General features: G+C 59.2%; 21 protein-coding genes. 11 read left to right on the forward strand and 10 right to left on the reverse strand.

The genetic code is table 11. The features are described from left to right. Window positions 1-128: 128 nt before the first annotated feature. On the reverse strand, window positions 129-905 hold the full coding sequence (locus tag PMI28_RS04885) for a ferredoxin--NADP reductase (protein ID WP_007990887.1): 777 nt from the start codon (window positions 903-905) through the stop codon (window positions 129-131). Window positions 906-1,197: 292 nt separating this feature from the next. On the opposite strand from PMI28_RS04885, the gene PMI28_RS04880 reads away from it, so the two are divergent. After that, on the forward strand, window positions 1,198-1,911 hold the full coding sequence (locus PMI28_RS04880; protein WP_007990889.1) for a helix-turn-helix transcriptional regulator: 714 nt from the start codon (window positions 1,198-1,200) through the stop codon (window positions 1,909-1,911). Window positions 1,912-2,086: 175 nt separating this feature from the next. Then, window positions 2,087-3,211, forward strand: a complete 1,125-nt coding sequence (locus PMI28_RS04875) for a methyltransferase (RefSeq protein ID WP_007990891.1) — start codon at window positions 2,087-2,089, stop codon at window positions 3,209-3,211. 64 nt (window positions 3,212-3,275) lie between these two features. Here PMI28_RS04875 and PMI28_RS30000 read toward each other — a convergent pair whose 3' ends face one another. The 3 genes from PMI28_RS30000 to PMI28_RS04865 form a co-directional block, all read right to left on the reverse strand. Beyond that, entirely contained in the window at window positions 3,276-3,443 is a 168-nt protein-coding gene (locus PMI28_RS30000) for a DUF2474 domain-containing protein (RefSeq protein WP_007975773.1), read from the reverse strand. A gap of 95 nt (window positions 3,444-3,538) precedes the next feature. Then, complete coding sequence (gene cydB / locus PMI28_RS04870) at window positions 3,539-4,546, reverse strand: cytochrome d ubiquinol oxidase subunit II (protein WP_007990892.1); 1,008 nt, start codon at window positions 4,544-4,546, stop codon at window positions 3,539-3,541. A 3-nt stretch (window positions 4,547-4,549) separates the two neighbouring features. Beyond that, window positions 4,550-5,986 (reverse strand): cytochrome ubiquinol oxidase subunit I, encoded by a 1,437-nt coding sequence (locus PMI28_RS04865; RefSeq protein WP_007990895.1) that lies wholly within the window; start codon window positions 5,984-5,986, stop codon window positions 4,550-4,552. A 484-nt stretch (window positions 5,987-6,470) separates the two neighbouring features. Between PMI28_RS04865 and PMI28_RS04860 the strand changes: the two genes are divergently transcribed. The 3 genes from PMI28_RS04860 (at window position 6,471) to PMI28_RS04850 (ending at window position 8,385) form a co-directional block, all read left to right on the forward strand. Beyond that, window positions 6,471-7,721: an MFS transporter gene (locus tag PMI28_RS04860; protein ID WP_033063569.1), complete on the forward strand. Its 1,251-nt coding sequence runs from the start codon at window positions 6,471-6,473 to the stop codon at window positions 7,719-7,721. 84 nt (window positions 7,722-7,805) lie between these two features. Continuing rightward, a complete protein-coding gene (locus PMI28_RS04855; protein WP_007990900.1) occupies window positions 7,806-8,084 on the forward strand; it encodes a type II toxin-antitoxin system RelE/ParE family toxin in 279 nt (92 codons plus the stop codon). A gap of 13 nt (window positions 8,085-8,097) precedes the next feature. Next, window positions 8,098-8,385, forward strand: a complete 288-nt coding sequence (locus PMI28_RS04850) for a HigA family addiction module antitoxin (protein ID WP_007990901.1) — start codon at window positions 8,098-8,100, stop codon at window positions 8,383-8,385. 5 nt (window positions 8,386-8,390) lie between these two features. On the opposite strand, the gene PMI28_RS04845 is transcribed toward PMI28_RS04850, so the two are convergent. Both PMI28_RS04845 and PMI28_RS04840 read right to left on the reverse strand, forming a co-directional pair. Continuing rightward, window positions 8,391-8,942, reverse strand: coding sequence for a DJ-1 family glyoxalase III (locus PMI28_RS04845; RefSeq protein WP_007990902.1), 552 nt, complete (start codon window positions 8,940-8,942; stop codon window positions 8,391-8,393). 68 nt (window positions 8,943-9,010) lie between these two features. Then, entirely contained in the window at window positions 9,011-9,457 is a 447-nt protein-coding gene (locus PMI28_RS04840; protein WP_007990903.1) for a DUF4879 domain-containing protein, read from the reverse strand. Between the two features lie 221 nt (window positions 9,458-9,678). On the opposite strand from PMI28_RS04840, the gene PMI28_RS04835 reads away from it, so the two are divergent. Further along, window positions 9,679-10,974: an NCS2 family permease gene (locus tag PMI28_RS04835; protein WP_007990905.1), complete on the forward strand. Its 1,296-nt coding sequence runs from the start codon at window positions 9,679-9,681 to the stop codon at window positions 10,972-10,974. Then, the gene (trmA, locus tag PMI28_RS04830; RefSeq protein WP_007990908.1) at window positions 10,971-12,050 is read left to right on the forward strand and encodes a tRNA (uridine(54)-C5)-methyltransferase TrmA; all 1,080 of its coding nucleotides are present in this window, start codon (window positions 10,971-10,973) and stop codon (window positions 12,048-12,050) included. Before PMI28_RS04835 ends, trmA begins: the two co-directional genes overlap by 4 nt. 54 nt (window positions 12,051-12,104) lie before the next feature. On the opposite strand, the gene PMI28_RS04825 is transcribed toward trmA, so the two are convergent. Both PMI28_RS04825 and PMI28_RS04820 read right to left on the reverse strand, forming a co-directional pair. Next, the gene (locus tag PMI28_RS04825) at window positions 12,105-12,551 is read right to left on the reverse strand and encodes a DUF2442 domain-containing protein (RefSeq protein ID WP_007990911.1); all 447 of its coding nucleotides are present in this window, start codon (window positions 12,549-12,551) and stop codon (window positions 12,105-12,107) included. Continuing rightward, on the reverse strand, window positions 12,548-12,976 hold the full coding sequence (locus PMI28_RS04820) for a hypothetical protein (RefSeq protein ID WP_007990912.1): 429 nt from the start codon (window positions 12,974-12,976) through the stop codon (window positions 12,548-12,550). The genes PMI28_RS04825 and PMI28_RS04820 overlap by 4 nt, the downstream gene beginning before the upstream one ends. 226 nt (window positions 12,977-13,202) lie before the next feature. Between PMI28_RS04820 and PMI28_RS04815 the strand changes: the two genes are divergently transcribed. From PMI28_RS04815 to PMI28_RS04805, 3 genes are all read left to right on the forward strand, one after another. Then, window positions 13,203-14,114 carry a LysR family transcriptional regulator gene (locus PMI28_RS04815; protein ID WP_007990914.1) on the forward strand — a complete coding sequence of 304 codons (912 nt, stop codon included), beginning with the start codon at window positions 13,203-13,205 and terminating at the stop codon, window positions 14,112-14,114. 140 nt (window positions 14,115-14,254) lie between these two features. Beyond that, window positions 14,255-14,695 (forward strand): type II 3-dehydroquinate dehydratase, encoded by a 441-nt coding sequence (gene aroQ / locus PMI28_RS04810; protein ID WP_007990916.1) that lies wholly within the window; start codon window positions 14,255-14,257, stop codon window positions 14,693-14,695. 5 nt (window positions 14,696-14,700) lie between these two features. Continuing rightward, entirely contained in the window at window positions 14,701-15,555 is an 855-nt protein-coding gene (locus PMI28_RS04805; protein ID WP_007990918.1) for a shikimate dehydrogenase, read from the forward strand. A gap of 36 nt (window positions 15,556-15,591) precedes the next feature. Here PMI28_RS04805 and PMI28_RS04800 read toward each other — a convergent pair whose 3' ends face one another. Both PMI28_RS04800 and quiC read right to left on the reverse strand, forming a co-directional pair. After that, complete coding sequence (locus PMI28_RS04800) at window positions 15,592-16,269, reverse strand: TetR/AcrR family transcriptional regulator (protein WP_007990919.1); 678 nt, start codon at window positions 16,267-16,269, stop codon at window positions 15,592-15,594. A gap of 102 nt (window positions 16,270-16,371) precedes the next feature. Beyond that, the gene (gene quiC, locus PMI28_RS04795) at window positions 16,372-18,270 is read right to left on the reverse strand and encodes a 3-dehydroshikimate dehydratase QuiC (RefSeq protein ID WP_007990922.1); all 1,899 of its coding nucleotides are present in this window, start codon (window positions 18,268-18,270) and stop codon (window positions 16,372-16,374) included. Between the two features lie 269 nt (window positions 18,271-18,539). Here quiC and PMI28_RS04790 point away from each other — a divergent pair, with 269 nt between their 5' ends. After that, window positions 18,540-19,877, forward strand: coding sequence for an MFS transporter (locus tag PMI28_RS04790; protein ID WP_007990923.1), 1,338 nt, complete (start codon window positions 18,540-18,542; stop codon window positions 19,875-19,877). The last annotated feature ends 116 nt before the right edge of the window (window positions 19,878-19,993 follow it).

Below are 19,993 nucleotides of genomic sequence, written 5' to 3' on the forward strand. Positions count from 1 at the left end.
CAGGCAGGCCGCGTCAGCTGGAATCACGACTGCTATGCAGCCGAACGCAGCCTCGCGGGCTCGGCAGCTGCTACAGATCGCATTACCGCTTAACTGACTGGCATTAGGCCTTTGAGGAGCCGTTTTTCTTACCAGAAGTTTTCCACTGCCACCTGGCCGGGTCGCCGACTGAGGCTCAAGTGCATGTCACGCTGCTTAAGCAGCTTGCGCGTGTCATCGATCATCTGCGGATTGCCGCACAGCATGACCCGTGAATGTTCGGGCGTCAGCGCAACACCCGCTTCGCGCTCCAATTCGCCGGTTTCAATCAGCGTGGTGATCCGCCCGTTCAATGCACCAGGATGCTGTTCACGAGTGACTGTGGCGATGAATTGCAGTTTGTGTGCGTACTCCGCCAGATACTCACGCTGGGTCAGCCCCGCGATCAGCTCCTGATAAGCCAGTTCCCGGGCTTCGCGAACACTGTAGACCAGGATGATCCGCTCGAATCTCTCCCAGACTTCGAAGTCCTGGAGTATCGACAGGAACGGCGCCACGCCCGTGCCTGTGGATAACAACCACAGATCGCGCCCATCGGCAAAACGGTCCAGTGTCAGGTAGCCGAAGGCCTGGCGGTCGACCAGCAATGAATCGCCAACACCCAGCCGGCTGAGCTCGCTGGTGAACTCACCGCCCGGTACGACAATGGAAAAGAACTCGAGGAACTCGTCAAAGGGCGAGGACACCATGGAATAGGCGCGCCATACCGTGCTGCCGTCAGCCTTGGTGACGCCCAATCGGGCAAACTGCCCCGATCGAAAACGAAACCCTGCATCCCGGGTAGCACGCAGGGTAAACAGGTTCGGGGTCAGCGGATGAACCTCAAACAAGCTCTGGCGCGTAAATTTTTCTTCACTGACGGACATGGCAGGCTCCAATCAAAAGATACCTCCAGTGTCCTGCAAAGAAAGCAGCGTAAACACCGACAATTTGTAGTGTTATTAATGATCGATGACTAAATGCGACACACAGCCGCAAGTATAAAATGACATATGGCATTTTATAACTGATCTAGTACCTAAGAACCTGGAACACACTTTTCCAACAGTCAAAAGAACAAAACTGTCGAAGCATTATCGTGGGAACTGTCCTACACTCCGTGACGTGCCGGATTTTGGATCCAATACGTACCCGGAACACACAAATGGAGATCATTGTATGGAAATCTGGAAGGAGTCACAGCTCAAACAATTGTCACACACGCAAGAGATCAATACTGCCTATCGAATCGCACTCAACTTTGCTAGAAACCTTGGGTATAAATTTTGTGGCTTTTCAATTACCTCGAACTCAGTCGGGGCCGAAGCCAGTACGGTAAACCTGAACAATTTTCCCCATGAGTGGAATTTCCAATATAAAAAAAACAACGCCACGCAAATAGATCCAATAGTGGCGCACTGCAATCACTCAATGTTGCCGATTCTCTGGAGTGAAGAGCTTTTTTTCAGGACGCCATGGCTATGGCAGTTGCTGCAGCAACAAGGCTTGCAGCATGGCTGGTCCCATGCGATCCACGATGAGAAAACCGGTCTGAACAGTATTTTCAGTCTGGCCAGAAGCCACTGCCCGATTTCAGCCTATGAGCTGTACGAGAACCTTGGATTCGCGGTGTTCATCAGTCGCCATCTGCACGCTCTGGCGATCGGGATGCAACCGAAAAGACCGGCTCGCCCTCAGACTCCTTCCTTGTCACGGCGGGAACTCGAAGTATTGAAACTGTCGGCCGATGGCAAGACGGCCTACGAAATTTCCAGGATCCTCAATCTGAGTGAGCGCACCGTCAACTTTCATGTGCACAGGGCTATCGAGAAGTTCGGCGTCAACAACAAGATTGCGGCAGTCATCGCCGCAACCCGGTCCGGGGCCATCTGAAAGCGCCCGATTCCGGGAAAACCTGCGGGTAATCCAGTCAAAAAAAACGTACCATTTGTGGTCCCTCCTGAGTGATCGCGTGCAGACTTGCACGACGCAGTACACTCGGACGGCTCCGCCCGCTCCAACGCCTTCGGGCAGCGGGACATCCGTTGATTACCCAGAGCCCCGCCCCATGCCTTTGCTCGAAACACCCTTCGCCAGCCTCGACCTGATCCGCCAGCCCGAACAACAGAATGAACCGCTGCAAGCTTTCGACGCGGCCGATGAATACCTGCTCAATCATTTGGCCGAACAGCAGCCGGCGTCGGACATCCGGGTACTGGTGCTCAATGACAGTTTCGGTGCGTTGGCGGCCAGCTTGGCGGGCAAGGTGCAGGTGGTCAGCAGCGGTGACTCGTTCCTGGCCTTCCAGGGCCTGGAAAAGAACCTGATGCGCAACGGCCTGGCGTTTGATGCGGTGCCGAGCGTCCCCGCCAGCGAAGCCCCTGTCGGGCCGTTCGACCGGGTGCTCATTCGTGTTCCGAAGACCCTGGCGCTGCTGGAAGAACAACTGATCCGCCTGCAAGGCCAATTGGCTCCCGGCGCCCAAGTGGTTGCCGCGGCCATGATCAAGCATCTGCCCCGGGCGGCGGGGGATTTGCTGGAGCGTTACATCGGACCGGTGCAAGCCTCGCTGGCGGTGAAGAAGGCCCGGTTGTTGATTGCAATCGCTGAAACCAAAGTGACCGTTACCTCCCCCTACCCGACCCGCTATCAACTCGACGAACCGGCCATCGAACTGATCAACCACGCGAACGTGTTCTGTCGCGAAGGCCTCGACATCGGCACCCGGGCGTTTTTGCCACACCTGCCGAAAAACCTCGGCTCGGCGCGGGTCGCCGATCTTGGTTGCGGCAACGGCGTTCTGGCAATCGCCAGCGCCCTGCAAAACCCCGACGCTCACTACACGCTGGTGGACGAGTCGTTCATGGCCGTGCAATCGGCCGCCGAAAACTGGCGCGCTGCGTTGGCCGGGCGGGAAGTGACCGTGCGTGCCGGCGATGGCCTGGCCGGCCAGGAACCGCAATCGCTTGACGTCGTGCTGTGCAATCCACCGTTTCACCAGCAACAAGTCGTGGGCGACTTCCTGGCCTGGCGGATGTTCCAGCAAGCGCGCGAAGCGCTGGTCGTGGGCGGCGCGCTGTACATCGTCGGCAATCGTCACCTGGGTTATCACAGCAAGCTGGCGCGGTTGTTCCGTGGCGTCGAGCAAGTGGCGGCCAATCCGAAATTCGTGATCCTCAAGGCGCGCAAGTAACAGGCAAAAAAAACCCTCCGGTCGGAGGGTTGTAAAACCGTGCCTTGAGGCCACGGGAGGGATGTCAGTGCGTGGTCAGGCCCGCCGCGTTCATGAACAGGCGCATCAGGCTGGCGACGATGAACAAGGCGCCCACGCTGCCGACCCAGATCAGGGCCAGCCAGCCGAGCCGCTGCCACAGCGGCTTTTTTTCAGCTTCTTCAATGTCGTGCAGGGAATGTTTGGCGGCCATAACGTCAATCCTCTTCAAGATTGATGGCGTCGCAACCGACGCCATCGTCGGAGCGCCGCCCGGATCAAGCTCGCTCCTACAGGTTTTCTATAAGGCTAGTGGTAACCGTCTTCGTGGGTGACCTTGCCGCGGAACACGTAGTAACTCCAGAAGGTGTAGCCCAGGATGAACGGGATGATGAACAGCGTGCCCACCAGCATGAAGCCCTGGCTTTGCGGTGGAGCGGCGGCATCCCAGATCGAGATCGACGGCGGGATGATGTTCGGCCACAGGCTGATGCCCAACCCGCTGTAACCCAGGAAGATCAGCACCAGCGTCAGCAGGAACGGTGTGTAATGCGCGTTGCGGGCCACGGCGCGGATCAGGCCATACATCGTGACCAGCACCAGAATCGGCACCGGCATGAACCAGAAGAGGTTCGGCATGGTGAACCAGCGTGCGGCGATTTCTGCGTGGGCCAACGGGGTCCAGATGCTGACGATGCCAATCACCGCCAGCAGCACGAAGGCCAGTGGCCGTGCCAGGTCATGCATCTGTTCCTGCAACTTGCCTTCGGTCTTCATGATCAGCCAGGTGCATCCGAGCAACGCATAGGCCACCACCAGCGCCGCACCACAGAACATCGTGAACGGTGTCAGCCAGTCCAGTGAGCCACCGGCGAACTGCCGGTTGACCACCGGCAAGCCATCGATGAACGCGCCGAGCGCAACGCCCTGAAAGAAGGTCGCAGTGAGCGAGCCACCGATGAACGCCTTGTCCCACAGGTGGCGCTTGTCATCCCTGGCCTTGAAGCGGAACTCGAAGGCCACACCGCGGAAGATCAGCCCGATCAACATCAGGATCAGCGGCAGGTACAACGCCGAGAGCACCACCGAATAGGCCAGCGGAAACGCGCCGAACAACGCCGCGCCCCCCAGTACCAGCCAGGTCTCGTTGCCGTCCCAGACCGGGGCGACGGTGTTCATCATCACATCGCGATCGGTCTTACCCGGAATGAACGGGAAGAGAATGCCGATGCCCAGGTCGAAACCGTCCATGACCACGTACATCATGATGCCGAAGATGATGATCACGGCCCAGATCAGCGGAAGATCAATACCCATGATTCAAATCTCCTTGGTCAGGCTGTGGCCGGCATCGGCGTGATCGTCGTCGGCGGCGGACAGCGGACGGGCCGGTGTGCGTTTCTGGCCGGGGCCACCGTCGTTGGTTTCCTTGCCTTCGTCGGTCTTCGGCCCCTTGCGCACCAGGCGCATCATGTAGCCAAGACCGGCGCCAAACAGCGCGAAATAGACCACGACAAACAGGATCAGGGTGATGCTCATCTGCATGAAGCTATGGTTGGACGACGCATCCGCCGTACGCATCAAGCCGTAGACCACCCACGGCTGACGGCCGATTTCCGTGGTGAACCAGCCGGCGAGGATCGCGATCAGGCCGGACGGCCCCATCCACAACGCCAGGTACAGGAACGGCCGCGAGGTGTAGAGGGTGTCGCGCTTGCGCAGCCACAGGCTCCACAAACCGGTGAAAATCATCAGGAAGCCCAGGCCGACCATGATCCGGAACGACCAGAACACAATGGTTGAGTTTGGCCGGTCTTCAGGCGGGAACTCCTTGAGCGCCGGTACCTGTTTGTCCAGGGAGTGCGTGAGGATCAGGCTGCCGAGGTACGGGATTTCGACGGCGAATTTGGTTTTTTCCTCCTTCATGTCCGGCCAGCCGAACAGGATCAGTGGAGTTGCCTCATTGCCCTTGTTTTCCCAGTGCCCCTCGATTGCGGCGATCTTTGCCGGCTGATGCTCAAGCGTATTCAGGCCGTGGAAATCACCGATGACCGCCTGGATCGGCGCGACGATCAGGGCCATCCACATGGCCATCGACAACATTTTGCGAATCGCCGGGTTGTCCTTGCCGCGCAGCAAATGCCAGGCCGCCGAGGAGCCGACGAAGAACGCCGTCGCCACGAATGCCGCGGTGGCCATGTGCATCAGGCGGTATGGGAACGACGGGTTGAAGATCACCGCCAGCCAGTCGGTGGGGATGACCTGACCATTGACGATTTCGAAACCCTGCGGGGTCTGCATCCAACTGTTGGAGGCCAGGATCCAGAAGGTCGAGATCAGTGTGCCGATGGCAACCATGACCGTGGCAAAGAAGTGCAGCTTGCGCCCGACCTTGTTCCAGCCAAACAGCATGACGCCGAGGAATCCGGCTTCGAGGAAGAATGCCGTGAGCACTTCATAGGTCAGCAACGGCCCCGTCACGGAACCGGCGAAGTCCGAGAAGCGACTCCAGTTGGTGCCGAACTGATAGGCCATCACCAGGCCGGAAACCACGCCCATGCCGAAGTTGACGGCAAAGATCTTCGACCAGAAATGGTAGAGGTCACGGTAAGTGTCGTTATGGGTTTTCAGCCACAGGCCTTCGAGTACCGCCAGGTAACTCGCCAGGCCGATGGTGATGGCCGGAAACAGGATGTGGAACGAGATGGTGAACGCGAACTGAATTCGGGCGAGATCAAGTGCCTCTAAACCGAACATAAGTCTTCCTCTGTCAGGTAGTACGGCTGCTGGCTGGAAGCCTGCACCCACGGCCCCCACGGAAATGGAGTGTGGCGAATCTCTGTTTGTTCTTTTTTTGCACGCATCACAACGCAGGGAGTCTGGCCTTGCGGCCGCCGGATCAATTCCTTTTGTGGGTTTTGATCTGGATCAATCAACGTTGAAAGAGTAGTCCCAATTTCGGGGATGAACCGCGTGGTCTATTGCCGCGTGACAAGTTGCCTCATGGCTTTTGTCATCGACTGCAACACATTCCCTGTGGGAGCGGGCTTGCTCGCGAAGGGGGCATCAGCTTCAACATCAATGTTGACTGACACTCAGCCTTCGCGAGCAAGTCGAATCGTCGCACCGCCGCTCCCACAGGAAAATCGGTATCTAGCTAACTAAATTTTTTGTCATGGCAACTTCCTGTTACAGGTTGGTGATAACCTCGCTTTTCCCCTCCCCCCAGATTTTCCCGCAGATGCCCAGCCAAGAGCCCTTGCTGTTACGTCACCATCGCCCTTTTCTTGCGTTCTGGCTGGCCCGGGTATTTACCGCCAGCGGCTTCCAGATGCTTACCGTGGCCATCGGCTGGAACCTGTATCAATTAACCGGCAACGTGCTCGACCTGGGTCTGGTTGGCCTGGTCGAGTTCGCCCCACGCGTGCTGTTCATGCTGCACACCGGGCACGTCGCCGACCGCTATGACCGGCGCAAGGTTGCGGCGATTTGCCAGTCCTTGCAGGCACTGATCGCCCTGTCGCTGGCCATCGGCAGCGCGACCGACCATGTCACCCGGGAGATGATCTTTATTCTCGCCTTCCTGCTCGGTGCCGCTCGCTCCTTTGAAATGCCGACCACCCAGGCCCTGCTGCCAAGCATCGTGCCCAGCGCGCTGTTTCCCCGCGCGGTGGCCGCCGCCCAATCGGCCCAGCAATCGGCCACCATCGTCGCCCCGGCCCTCGGCGGTTTGCTCTACGCCTTCGGCAGCGTCTGGGTGTATGGCCCGACGGTGCTTTTGTACGTCATCGCCTGTTCGCTGATGCTCAACCTGCCGGCCCGGCAAACGCCACTGAACAAGGGCAAGGCCACTCTGGATTCACTGCTGGCGGGCATCCGCTTCATTCGCAGTCGTCCGGACATTCTCGGGGCGATCTCCCTCGATCTGTTCGCGGTGCTCTTGGGGGGCGCCACGGCGCTGCTGCCGGTGTTCGCCAAGGACATCCTCCTGACCGGCCCGTGGGGGCTCGGCCTGTTGCGCTCGGCACCGGCGGTGGGCGCGCTGTTGATGTCGCTGTTCCTGGCGCGTTTTGCCGTGGAGCGCAACGTCGGGCGGGTGATGTTCACCGCCGTGGGCATCTTCGGCGTGGCAACCATCGCCTTCGGCCTGTCGACCTCGTTCTGGTTCTCCCTGGCGGTGCTGGTGGTACTGGGCGCGGCAGACATGATCAGCATGGTCATTCGCGCGTCTTTCGTACAACTGGAAACCCCGGATGAAATGCGCGGCCGGGTCAGCGCCGTGAACGGCCTGTTCATTGGTGCTTCGAACCAGTTGGGTGAATTCGAATCGGGTCTGACCGCCCACTGGTTCGGCACCGTGCCAGCCGTGGTCATGGGCGGGATCGGCACGCTGGTGGTGACCGGGGTGTGGGTCAAACTGTTCCCGACACTGGCCAGCCGCGATCGCATGCACGTGGCTAAAGATGAAGAGAAGGAAGAGGCGAAAGCCTGAAACAACTCTCAGGCACAAATTGGCTGACAAGGTGCAATACATAGTTAACGCATAAAGTGTAATGTATCGCCTTACACTCCCCCCATGATCAAATCCTTTCAGCACAAGGGCCTTCGGGGCTTCTATGAAACAGGTTCGACTCGTGGGATTCGTGCAGATCATGCGAAGCGTCTGTCGCGGATGTTGCAGTTTATGGACCGCGCGACTGCACCTGGCGACCTCGACCTTCCGGGATGGCGCTTACACCCGCTCAAGGGTGAGTTGTTCAATTACTGGTCACTGAGCGTTTCAGGGAACTGGCGCATTGTTTTTCGTTTCATCGGTTCCGATATCGAACTGGTCGACTATCTGGACTACCACTGACAGGAGGCAGGACATGCCCTTGCACAACCCGCCCCACCCTGGTGAAACACTATTGTTGGATGTGTTACCTGGGTTAGGTATCAGCGTCGCGGAGTTGGCCCGCCATTTGGGTTTTGCTCGCCCGCATCTTTCCCGGGTCCTGCATGGCCATGCGCCGATCAGCCCGGACCTGGCAGTGCGACTGGAAAGGGCTGGAATCGGTAAAGCGCGGATGTGGCTTGGGGTCCAGACCGACTACGATCTCTGGCAAGCGGAACAGCGTGAACAGCCGAATATCAAACCTATCGCCACGCACGCCTGAGTCTTCTAAACCAACAACTCCCCCGCCACTGCCATACGTGTGGCTTTTCCGCAGAGTTGCTCCACCAGCGCCAGGGCAAATGCCAATGCGCCAGCCGAGCCCTGGGCGGTGATGCAGTTGCCATCGACCACTACCGGTTGATCGACGAAGTTACAGCCCAGCAGTTGATGGCTGGCCGATGGCAGACAGGTCATGCGCCGTTGACGCAAAACGCCAAAGGCCTGAAGCGCCACGGCAGGCGCTTCGGCGATGCCGGCGAACAGGCGACCGGCTGCCGCCTGATCCTTGATCAATTGTTGCAGAGGTTGATGTGCTGCCAAATGCTGCGAGCCCACGGCACCACCCGGCAGGGCAATCAGGTCGAACGGTTGCGCCAGCAAATCCACCAGCATCGCATCGCTGGTCAGGCGAGTGCCGCGGGCGCAGGTGAGCATGCGCCGCCCTTCGATGCTGGCCACCACCACTTCTATTTTGGCGCGGCGCAACACGTCGATCAGGGTCACGGTTTGCAGGTCGTCGGTGCCCTCGGCGAGGGCAATCAAGGCTCGAAAAGTCATCAGGTACTGTCCGCAGAGTGATCTTTAAAGCGTAGTCAGCTTTCCTGCCCCTTGTTCGAGGCTTGCGGTTACTTGATGTAAAGTTGCGTCGACATCGTGTTGCCGGGTGCGTTGATCGAGGTATTGCTGAAGGTCAGAGTGCCTTCCTGCTTGCCCGCCAGATCGAGGGCATACAAATAGCCGACGGTTTTTTCCCCGGGGGTGCAGCTGGTCAGGTTGCCGTTCTTGAACGCGCAAACCGGCGTCCGTGTGCCGTTCACCTCGAAACCGTCGAGGGCGACATGGGCTTCACGCCCGTAACCCACTTCCAGCACGTACACCATAATGTTCGGACCATTGTGATCGCAGCGCGTCCGGGTTTGCCCTTCGTCGATGTTCTCGACACCACAGGACGGCGACGCGACTTTGAGTACTTTCAATTGTGTCAGTGGCGCAGCCGAGGCCGCCACGGCCGCTTGAGCCCCGAGAAACAACGCCATCCATACGGCGAAGGCGGCAACCAGACGCTTTTTCATGCAGGACCCATCCCCCAAAAAACCAGCGCGCAGTATGGCGCACTTGGCTTTGTCGCAAAACATCGACGACGATCACCGCCATAAGCAGCCATATTCCCAAGCTACTGGTATGATGCGCGGCTTTTTCCGGCCCACAGTAATTTCCAGGCGCGTTCTGCTGCCTGTGCTTTGCTGTTGAGGTCGATACATTCACGGCGCCCGGCGCGCCACGGGGAGCAGACATGCTGGAAAGGCTGTTTCAACTCAAGGCACACAACACCAACGTGCGGACCGAGATTCTGGCGGGCCTCACGACCTTTTTGGCCATGGCCTACATTCTGTTCGTCAACCCGAGCATCCTCGGCGAGACCGGCATGGACAAGGGCGCGGTGTTCGTCGCCACCTGCCTGGCAGCCGCCATCGGCTCCACGACCATGGGCCTGATCGCCAACTACCCGATCGCCCTCGCGCCAGGCATGGGCCTGAACGCCTTCTTCACCTACACCGTGGTCCTGCACATGGGCCATACCTGGCAAGTGGCACTGGGCGCGGTGTTCATCTCGGCCGTGTGCTTCTTCCTGCTGTCGATCTTCCGCATCCGTGAATGGATCATCAACAGCATCCCGTTGCCACTGCGTTCGGCCATTGCTGCCGGTATCGGCCTGTTCCTGGCGCTGATCGCCCTGCATAACGCCGGTATTGTGGTCAGCAACCCGGCGACCATGGTCGGCCTCGGTGACCTGAAACAACCGGCTCCGATCCTCGCCACCCTCGGTTTTGCCCTGATCGTCGCACTTGAAGCACTCGCCGTGCGCGGCGCGGTGCTGATCGGCATTCTGGTGGTGACCATCGTTTCGATCGTGATGGGCTTCACCCCGTTCGGCGGCGTAATGTCGATGCCACCGTCGCTGGCCCCGACCTTCCTGCAACTGGACATCAAAGGCGCGCTGGATATCGGTCTGGTCAGCGTGATCTTCGCCTTCCTGTTCGTCGACCTGTTCGATAACTCCGGCACGCTGATCGGCGTCGCCAAGCGCGCGGGCCTGATGCGCAAAGATGGTCACATGCCGAAAATGGGCCGTGCCCTGATCGCCGACAGCACCGCGGCCATGGCCGGTTCGCTGCTGGGTACCTCGACCACCACCAGCTACATCGAATCCGCCGCCGGTGTGAGTGCCGGTGGCCGCACCGGCCTGACCGCCATCGTGGTGGCGATCCTGTTCCTGCTGGCGCTGTTCTTCTCGCCACTGGCCGCCAGCGTTCCAGCCTTCGCTACTGCACCGGCCTTGCTGTTCGTCGCCGTGCTGATGACATCCGGCCTGGCCGAAATAGACTGGGACGACATCACCGTCGCCGCGCCGGTGGTGATCACCGCGCTGGCGATGCCGTTCACTTATTCCATCGCCAATGGCATCGCCTTCGGTTTCATTTCCTGGACCGCCATCAAGCTGATGTCCGGTCGTGGCCGTGAGCTGAACCCGGCGCTGGTGATCCTGTCGATTCTGTTCGTGATCAAGCTGGGTTGGTTCAACGCATGACTTTCGATTCCCAGGCCTACGCCGTTCAGCTCGAAGACAAGGTCCAGCGCTTGCGTGACCTGCTGGCCCCGTTCGATGCACCGGAGCCAGCCGTTTTCGACTCGCCGCTGCAAAACTTCCGCCTGCGCGCCGAGTTCCGCCTGTGGCGCGAAGCCGGCGAGCGTCATTACGCGATGTTTTCCCAGGAAGACAAGCGCACGCCAATCCTGATCGAAGAGTTCCCGATTGCCAGCCTGCGCATCAACCAGTTGATGCCGCAGCTCAAGGCTGCATGGCAAGCCAGTGCCGCCCTGAGCCACAAGCTGTTTCAGGTCGAGTTCCTGACCACCCTGGCCGGCGATGCGATGATTACCCTGTGTTATCACCGCCCGCTGGACGAGCATTGGCACGCCGCGGCTTCGAAACTGGCGGCCGACCTGAATGTCAGCGTCATTGGCCGCTCCAAGGGCAAGCGCGAAGTCATCGGCCACGATTACGTAGTCGAGCAACTGGACGTCGGCGGCCGCACCTTCAGCTACCGCCAGCCGGAAGGCGCGTTCACCCAGCCTAACGGCACGGTGAACCAGAAGATGCTCAACTGGGCGTACGATGCGCTCGGGGATCGCTCCGATGATTTGCTGGAGTTGTATTGCGGTAACGGCAACTTCACCCTGCCGCTCGCCACCCGCGTGCGCAAAGTGCTGGCCACTGAAATCAGCAAGACCTCAGTCAATGCAGCATTGAGCAACCTGAGCGAAAACGCTGTGGATAACGTCACTCTCGTGCGCTTGTCCGCCGAAGAGTTGACTGAAGCCCTGAATGAAGTGCGTCCATTCCGTCGCCTGCACGGCATCGACCTCAAGAGCTACGAGTTCGGCAGTGTGTTCGTCGATCCGCCTCGCGCCGGCATGGACCCGGACACCTGCGAGCTGACCCGGCGCTTCGATAACATCCTGTACATCTCCTGCAATCCGGAGACCCTGGCAGCCAACATCGCCCAACTGCACGACACCCACCGCATCAGCCGGTGTGCGATGTTCGACCAGTTCCCGTGGACCCATCACATGGAATCCGGGGTGCTGTTGACCCGGCGTTGATGGCGAGTGCCAGGCACAAAATAGCCGTCTTCACGACGGCTTTTTTGTGGGCACTTACAAGACAACATCGACCTTGCGCGGGCGCCCGCCTTTTCTGCCGTTGGCCCGTGCGGCTTCAGACTTTGCGGCGCTACTCTGGCGACCATTGCGCGAAGCGACGACCGAGGCCGCCATGGTCATCAACGGCTTGCTCGCAGAAATCATCCCGGCGATAGATACATGCAGGTCCTTGCCGTCATGGCACAGTGCAGTACCCGCATAGCCGACGGTCAGGCTGGCGTAGTCCTCCAGCTCAAAAGCATCGAACTCCGGATAGTTGGCCACGGGCAACAAAACGCCGCTGCCGTCTTCGAAGCTGACTGCCAGACAGGGGGCCAGGTAGGTAACCGCTGTCGCTTGCAGGCTGTTTTTTCTACGTAATTCGCCACGTTCAATGGCTCTGCCCAGGCTACTTTCCGTTACGGGGTTATCGGCCTGAACCTTGGCTTTTATCGTTCTCATAACTCGATCTCCACACTTTCCTGTGCACCTATCAGGGACAGCAACGTCTTGTTCAATTCAGGTTCGTAGCAAGCCGATCCAATCATATTGGTGGTACTGACAACCCTTTTCACCACAACGACTTCGTTGCTTTGCCAGTCCCACAATTGATTATCAAGACAAGCCGTTTGTAATTTTCGCCACCAGATGCCACGGGCGCGCCGTAAATGGGCAGGTTGCTTGAGCGATTGGCGCAACCCCTCAAGCACCGCCAACGGTGGTCGATGCGAAAGCGGAACAACATCCCAAAGCTCGACACCGTTGTGCCAGAAGCTGAACCTGAATCTCGCGCTCCACGTACCCGCTTTCACATGCGCATGAGGCGGGCAATGCTCGTCCCGCAACATGATCACTACCGACAGTCCTTTGTAACTGCATACCTTCATGCTAACCCATCCGTTAGGTTTATGAATCCGAAGATCCGGCATTCCCTGGAAAATCCGACCGTTGGCATTGGCAGTCGAATCCTTTCTTCCGTCCACAGGCTAGCGTCCGGGCGCTTCCCGGGCCTGCGGAACACCGTGCGAATTGGTAAGAAATCCTTTCATTACGACGCTGGCACCTGATAAATACTGATCCAGTTTCTTCATTTGATCCCCGGTGTCATCAATCATGCAGCGACAATTCGACGATCTTCAGTTGGGTAGCATCGAGCTGTTTTGTCTCGCAGCCGAGGCTGGCAGCTTTACCGCCGCTGCGCTGGTGGCGGGTGTAACACCTGCCGCGGTGAGCCGCTCGGTGTCGCGCATGGAAGAACGCCTGGGCGTGCGCCTGTTCGCGCGCACCACGCGCAGTGTGAAGTTGACCGACAGCGGTCGCCGTTATCACGAAGAATGTCGCCAGGCCCTTGCGCAACTGGTCGAGGCCCAGCGCGAGGTCATGGGCCAGCAGCAAGTGCCGTCCGGCACCTTGCGCATCAGTATTCCGACCACTTACGCACATCATCGAATCCTGCCGCTGCTGCCCGAGTTCCGCGCGCGATATCCGGCGGTAAAGGTCGAGTCGCACATCAGCAATCGCAACATCGATTTCGTCGGCGAAGGCTACGACATGGCGATTCGTGTGCGAGCCATCCCGGATTCCGGCCTGATCGCCCGACAGTTGGAAGATGCCGCCCTGGTGATGATCGCCAGCCCCGACTACCTGAAGCGGGCCGGCATTCCACAAACCCTCGACGACCTCGAAAACCACGAATGCATTCAGTACGAACTGCCCAGCAGCGGCCGGCGTATTGCCTGGTTGTTCAACGAAGAAGGCGTACCACGGGAGATTCTGGCCGAGGGCAGTCTCAGTTGTTCCGACGATGTACTGGGCGGTGTGACCCTGGCCAAACACGGGGCAGGGTTGTTTCAGACCTATCGTTTTATCGTTGAAAAGGAACTGGCCGACGGTTCGCTGGTGGAAGTGCTCAAGCCCTATGGTGGGCGCTCGCGGCCGTTTACCTTGCTGTACCCGCAAAGTCGTCATGTGCCGCTGCGATTGAGGGCGTTTATCGATTTCCTCGTGGAGCACCTGCCGCGCTGACCTGCGAAAGTGTCCGATCACCGCCCACAAACAGCCAGGGTGCCTTCTCTTCAATTGACCGAATTAACCAGTTGGTACAATTTATCTCCACCGGCTGAAACCCTCGGCCGACTCCAAAAATAATAAGTGGAGAGATTCCGATGTCCCCTATCGTTCTGGTGCTTAACGGCCCGAACCTGAACCTGCTCGGCACCCGTGAACCGGCGACTTACGGCCACGAAACCCTGGCAGACATTTCGGCCCTGTGCGGACGTGCCGCCGAAGAGTTCGGCCTGGCAGTGGAGTTTCGCCAGACCAACCATGAAGGCGAATTGCTCGACTGGATTCACGCCGCCCGCGGTCGCTGCGCCGGGATCGTCATCAATCCTGCCGCGTGGACCCACACCTCCGTTGCGATCCGCGATGCCCTGGTCGCCAGTGAACTGCCGGTGATCGAAGTCCACCTGTCCAACGTCCACGCTCGCGAATCCTTCCGCCACCATTCCTTCGTTTCAGGCATTGCCACCGCCGTACTGGCCGGTTTCGGCAGCCATGGCTATCGCCTGGCGCTGGAGCATTTCAGTCAACGTTTGAAGGGGTGATCGCCGTGACTCAGAACCACGTGATACTGGCCGGGCTGATCGGCGCCGGCATCCAGGCTTCCCGCACTCCGGCGCTGCACGAGCACGAAGGCGATGCCCAGGGGCTGCGCTACCTCTATCGCCTGATTGATCTTGATCAATTGAAACTCGATAGCAACGCCCTGCCCGACCTGTTGATGGCTGCCGAGCGGATGAACTACACCGGACTGAACATCACCTTTCCATGCAAGCAGGTGATCATCCCGCTGCTCGACGAACTCTCGCCGGAAGCCCAGGGCATCGGAGCGGTCAACACGGTGGTGCTCAAGGATGGCAGACGCATCGGTCACAACACCGATTGCCTGGGCTTTGCCGAGGGTTTTCGCCGGGGTTTGCAAGGCGTTGCCGTTGAACGTGTCGTACAAATGGGCGCCGGCGGCGCAGGTGCGGCGGTGGCCCACGCGTTGTTGAGCGAAGGCGTACAACAGCTGAGCATTTTTGACGTGGACATCCGTCGCGCCCAGGATTTGGCTGACAATCTCAATCAGCATTTCGACAGCGCTCGAGCGGTGGCCGGGTATGACCTGCCCAGCGCCATGGCCCAGGCTGACGGTTTGGTGAACACCACGCCGATGGGCATGAAAAAGCTGCCAGGCACGCCGGTGCCGGTCGAGCTGCTGCGGGCCGAATTGTGGGTGGCGGAAATCGTCTACTTCCCGCTGGAAACCGAATTGCTGCGAAACGCCCGCGCACTGGGTTGCCGGACACTGGACGGTGGCAACATGGCGGTGTTTCAGGCGGTGAAGGCGTTCGAATTGTTCAGCGGCGTGGTGCCGGATGCCCAACGGATGCTTGAGCATTTCCAGAGCATGAACGGCTGAATGAATGAAGTGAGGGGGCAATCCCCTCACCCCGTATCAGGCCTGCAGGTAGCGCAGCACCGACTCGCAAATCATCTCGCGATGACGCTGTTTGATGCGTTCGTCCGGTAGGTCGATCTGAAAAATCTCACCAATCGTGTGGCGGTTCGAGACGCGATAGAAGCAGAACGAACTGATCAACAGATGCACATCCAGCGGATCAAGACCGGCACGAAACAGCCCTTGCTCGACACCGCGACGCAGAATCTCGCCCAGTGAATCGAGGATGGTGTTGTTCATCGCCTTGATCGTATCGGAGCGCTTCACGTACTCGGCGTTGTGAATGTTCTCGATACTGACGATGCGCACGAAATCGACGTTGCGGTCATGGTGATCGAAAGTGAATTCCACCAGACGCCGGATCGCTTCCACCGGCGCCAGTTCGACCAGGTGCAGGCGGTTTTCCGTGCTGCGAATGTCGCCGTAAAGTTTTTCCAGAACCTCGACGTAAAGTTGCTCCTTACTGCCGAAGTAGTAATAGATCATGCGCTTGGAGGTATGGATGCGCTCGGCGATGGCATCGACACGAGCCCCGGAAAGCCCCTGCTGGACGAATTCGACAATCGCTTCCTGCAGGATGTTTTCGCGGGTCTTTTCCGGGTTGTTCTTGCGACTCTTGCGCGGCTCGACACCCGATTCGACGGAGGCTGCGGGGAGTTCTGAGTTTATTGTCATTGCGGGCTCACGGCCATCACTGCACAGGCTGGCGATTATGGGCTGCGCGACACGGTGAAGGAAGCCGCGCAGCCCACGTTTAATCCCGCGTTTACGAATTTCCTACAACTTCGCCTGACGCAGTGCGCCGCTACGGGATTTGGCCATGGCCGCCAGGCGCACCGCGACGTTGGCCGCACCGTAGCCGGCATAACCGTTTTTACGCTGGATGATCTCAAAGAAGAATCGCCCCTCGAACGGCTCGGTGTACACATGAAACAGCTCACCGCCCTGGGTGTCGCGGTCGTACAACACGTTGTAATAGGCCAGTTCGCTGAGGAACTCGTCGTCGAAATCGAACCGTGCCGCCAGGTCATCGTAGTAGTTGAGCGGGATATCCAACAGCGGCACGCCCGCCTCTTTTGCACGGCTGACCTGGGCAAAGATGTCATCACAATCAAAGGCGATGTGATGCACACCGGAGCCGCGATAACTCGACAGCGCGTGTGAGATCGCGGTGTTACGGTTCTCGGAAATGTTCAGTGGCAAGCGGATAGAACTGTCGCGGCTGCGCAACGCACGGCTCTTGACCAGACCATAGGGATCGGGCAGCACGACTTCATCGTCCGCTTCGAAATCCAGCAGGCTTTTATAGAACAGCACCCAGCTGTCGAGGCTGTCGGCCGGCAACGCCATGGCCATGTGGTCGATGCGCTTGAGACCGCCGCCGGCCGCCGCCGGGTACAGATTGAAGTCAGTGCCATAAACATCGGCGTGCTGGTCCACCAGATAGATCAGGCTGCCATCCGGCGCACGCACCGCCGCCAGTTCCAGTTCATTGGGGCCGACCAGTCCGCGATAGGGCTGACCCTTGTAGGCCACGGCCCGGGCCAGTGCGCTGGCGCTGTCCTTGACCCGCACGGCAGTGGCGCACAACGAAGGGCCGTGGGCCTCGAAAAAGCTGTGGCCGAAGGAGTACGGTTCGGAGTTGAGGATCAGGTTGATATCGCCCTGGCGCATCAGGCTGACGCTCTTGGAGCGATGCTGCCCGGCCTTGACGAAACCCAACCGCTCCAGCCAATGGGAGAGCTTGGCGCCGAGGCTTTCGTCCACGGCAAACTCCAGAAACTCAATGCCGTTGTACTCGCTGGCCTTGGGCGTTTCGAACAGAATCCCGGGGTTGGCCGCAGGCTTGTCTTGCTGCGCCAGACGCTCGCGGGTTTTCTCTTCCAGGTACAACAACGAGCGCAAACCGTCGGCAGCGTTGGCCCGTGACGGTGCGGCGCGGAAACCATCATTGAAGATTTCCAGCGACAATGGCCCGGTGTACCCGCTCTTGATGATCGGCGCGAGGAACCCCGGCAGATCGAATTCACCCTGGCCCGGGAAGCAGCGAAAATGCCGGCTCCACTCCAGCACATCCATGGCCAGGATCGGCGCGTCAGCCATTTGCACAAAGAAGATCTTGTCGCCGGGAATCTCGGCGATAGCACCTGGGTCGCCCTTGAGCGACAAGGTGTGAAAGCTGTCCAGCAACACGCCAAGGCTTGGGTGATCGGCCTGACGCACGATGTTCCACACCTGTTGATACGTGTTCACATGCCGGCCCCAGGCCAGCGCTTCGTAACCGATGCGCAGACCACGAGCCCCGGCGTGCTCAGCCAGCAACCGCAAGTCGTCGACCAGAATCCGCTCATCACCGATGGACTCGGCCGAGGCGTTGCTGCACACCAGCACCAGGTCTGTGCCCAACTCCTGCATCAGGTCGAACTTGCGTTCAGCTCGCTCCAGGTTGCGTGACAATCGATCGCGGCGACAGCCTTCGAAATCGCGGAACGGTTGAAACAGGGTGATGGCGATCCCGAGATCGGCGCACATCTGTTTAATTTCCCGCGGGCTGCCATCGTAGTAGAGAAGGTCGTTCTCGAAAATCTCGACGCCGTCGAATCCGGCGGCGGCAATGGCTTCGAGTTTTTCCGGCAGGGTGCCGCTCAAGGACACGGTGGCAATGGAACGCTGCATATTTCGGCTCCCGATGGAGGCTTCGGCTACAGGGAATTTGCGCCGCTTTTAAAAGAGTGAGCGGATTATTGAGCCGGGTTTTCCATTGGGCAATTTAAAGTGTACTACCCGGTTAGTTTTGTGTTCGATTATCGAACACAATGGTGGTTGGCGAATTGACGATTTTTTGTCCACTGCCCAACATCGACACCACATTAAGTCCGGACACGCAGCACCGGCCGCGATGTCCAAAACACCAAATAACAAATTCAAAAAAACGGGTGGTACACATGATTCCTTCCCAAAGCTCACGCATGGCTCCGGCCATGAACGCCACTGCCGGTGGCATCGGCAACAAGATTCGCGGCGCCATGGCAGTCGGCAAAACCCGTTGGGGCATGCTGGCACTGGTGTTTTTCGCCACCACCCTGAACTACATCGACCGCGCCGCCCTGGGTGTGATGCAGCCCATCCTGGCCAAGGAAATGAGCTGGACGGCGATGGACTACGCCAACATCAACTTCTGGTTCCAGGTCGGTTACGCCATCGGCTTCGTGCTGCAGGGCCGCTTGATCGACCGGGTCGGCGTCAAGCGTGTGTTCTTCTGCGCCGTACTGCTCTGGAGCCTGGCGACCGGCGCCCACGGCCTGGCCACTTCAGCGGTCGGCTTCATGGTTTGCCGCTTCATCCTCGGCCTGACCGAAGCTGCCAACTACCCGGCTTGCGTGAAAACCACGCGGCTGTGGTTCCCGGCCGGCGAGCGTGCCGTAGCCACCGGCATTTTCAACGCCGGCACCAACGTCGGCGCGATGTTCACGCCGATGCTGCTGCCACTGATCCTGCACGTCTGGGGCTGGCAGGCCGCGTTCCTGTGCATGTCGGCGCTGGGTGGGATCTGGCTGCTGTTCTGGGGCCTGAAGTACTTCAACCCGGAAGACCACCCGAGCGTCAAACAGTCGGAACTGGACTACATCCAGAATGAAGTCGAACCGGAACAATCCCGCGTGCCGTTCTCAAAAATCCTGCGCATGCGAGGCACCTGGGCCTTCGCCCTCGCCTACTCGATGACCGCGCCGGTGTTCTGGTTCTACCTGTACTGGCTGCCGCCGTTCCTCAATCAGCAATACAACCTGGGCATCAACGTGACCCAGATGGGTATTCCGCTGATCATCATTTACCTCACTGCCGACTTCGGTAGCGTGGGCGGCGGCATCCTCTCCTCGTTCCTGATCGGCCGCGGGGTCAACCCGATCAAGGCGCGGCTGATGTCGATGCTGCTGTTCGCCTGCTGCATCATCGGCGTGATCATGGCCGCCGGCTCCAGCAACCTGTGGGTCGCAGTGTTCGCCATCTCCCTGGCCATCGGCGCGCACCAGGCCTGGACCGCGAACATCTGGAGCCTGGTGATGGACTACACGCCCAAACACATGATGAGCACGGTATTCGGCTTCGGCGGCATGTGCGCAGCGATTGGCGGGATGTTCATGACCCAGTTGGTCGGCCACATCCTGACCGTCACCAACAACAATTACACCGTGCTGTTCACCCTGATTCCGGCGATGTACTTCATCGCGCTGACCTGGATGTACTTCATGGCACCGCGCAAGATTCCGACCGTCACCGAATAATACGCCCTACCACGTCAGGCCTGATTTCAGGCCTGACACCTAATGCCAGTCAAACCGCAACACCCTTTGTAGCAGCTGCCGAGCCTGCGAGGCGGCGTTCGGCTGCGAAGCAGTCG

It is taken from the genome of Pseudomonas sp. GM48 (assembly GCF_000282335.1).
GTDB lineage: Bacteria > Pseudomonadota > Gammaproteobacteria > Pseudomonadales > Pseudomonadaceae > Aquipseudomonas.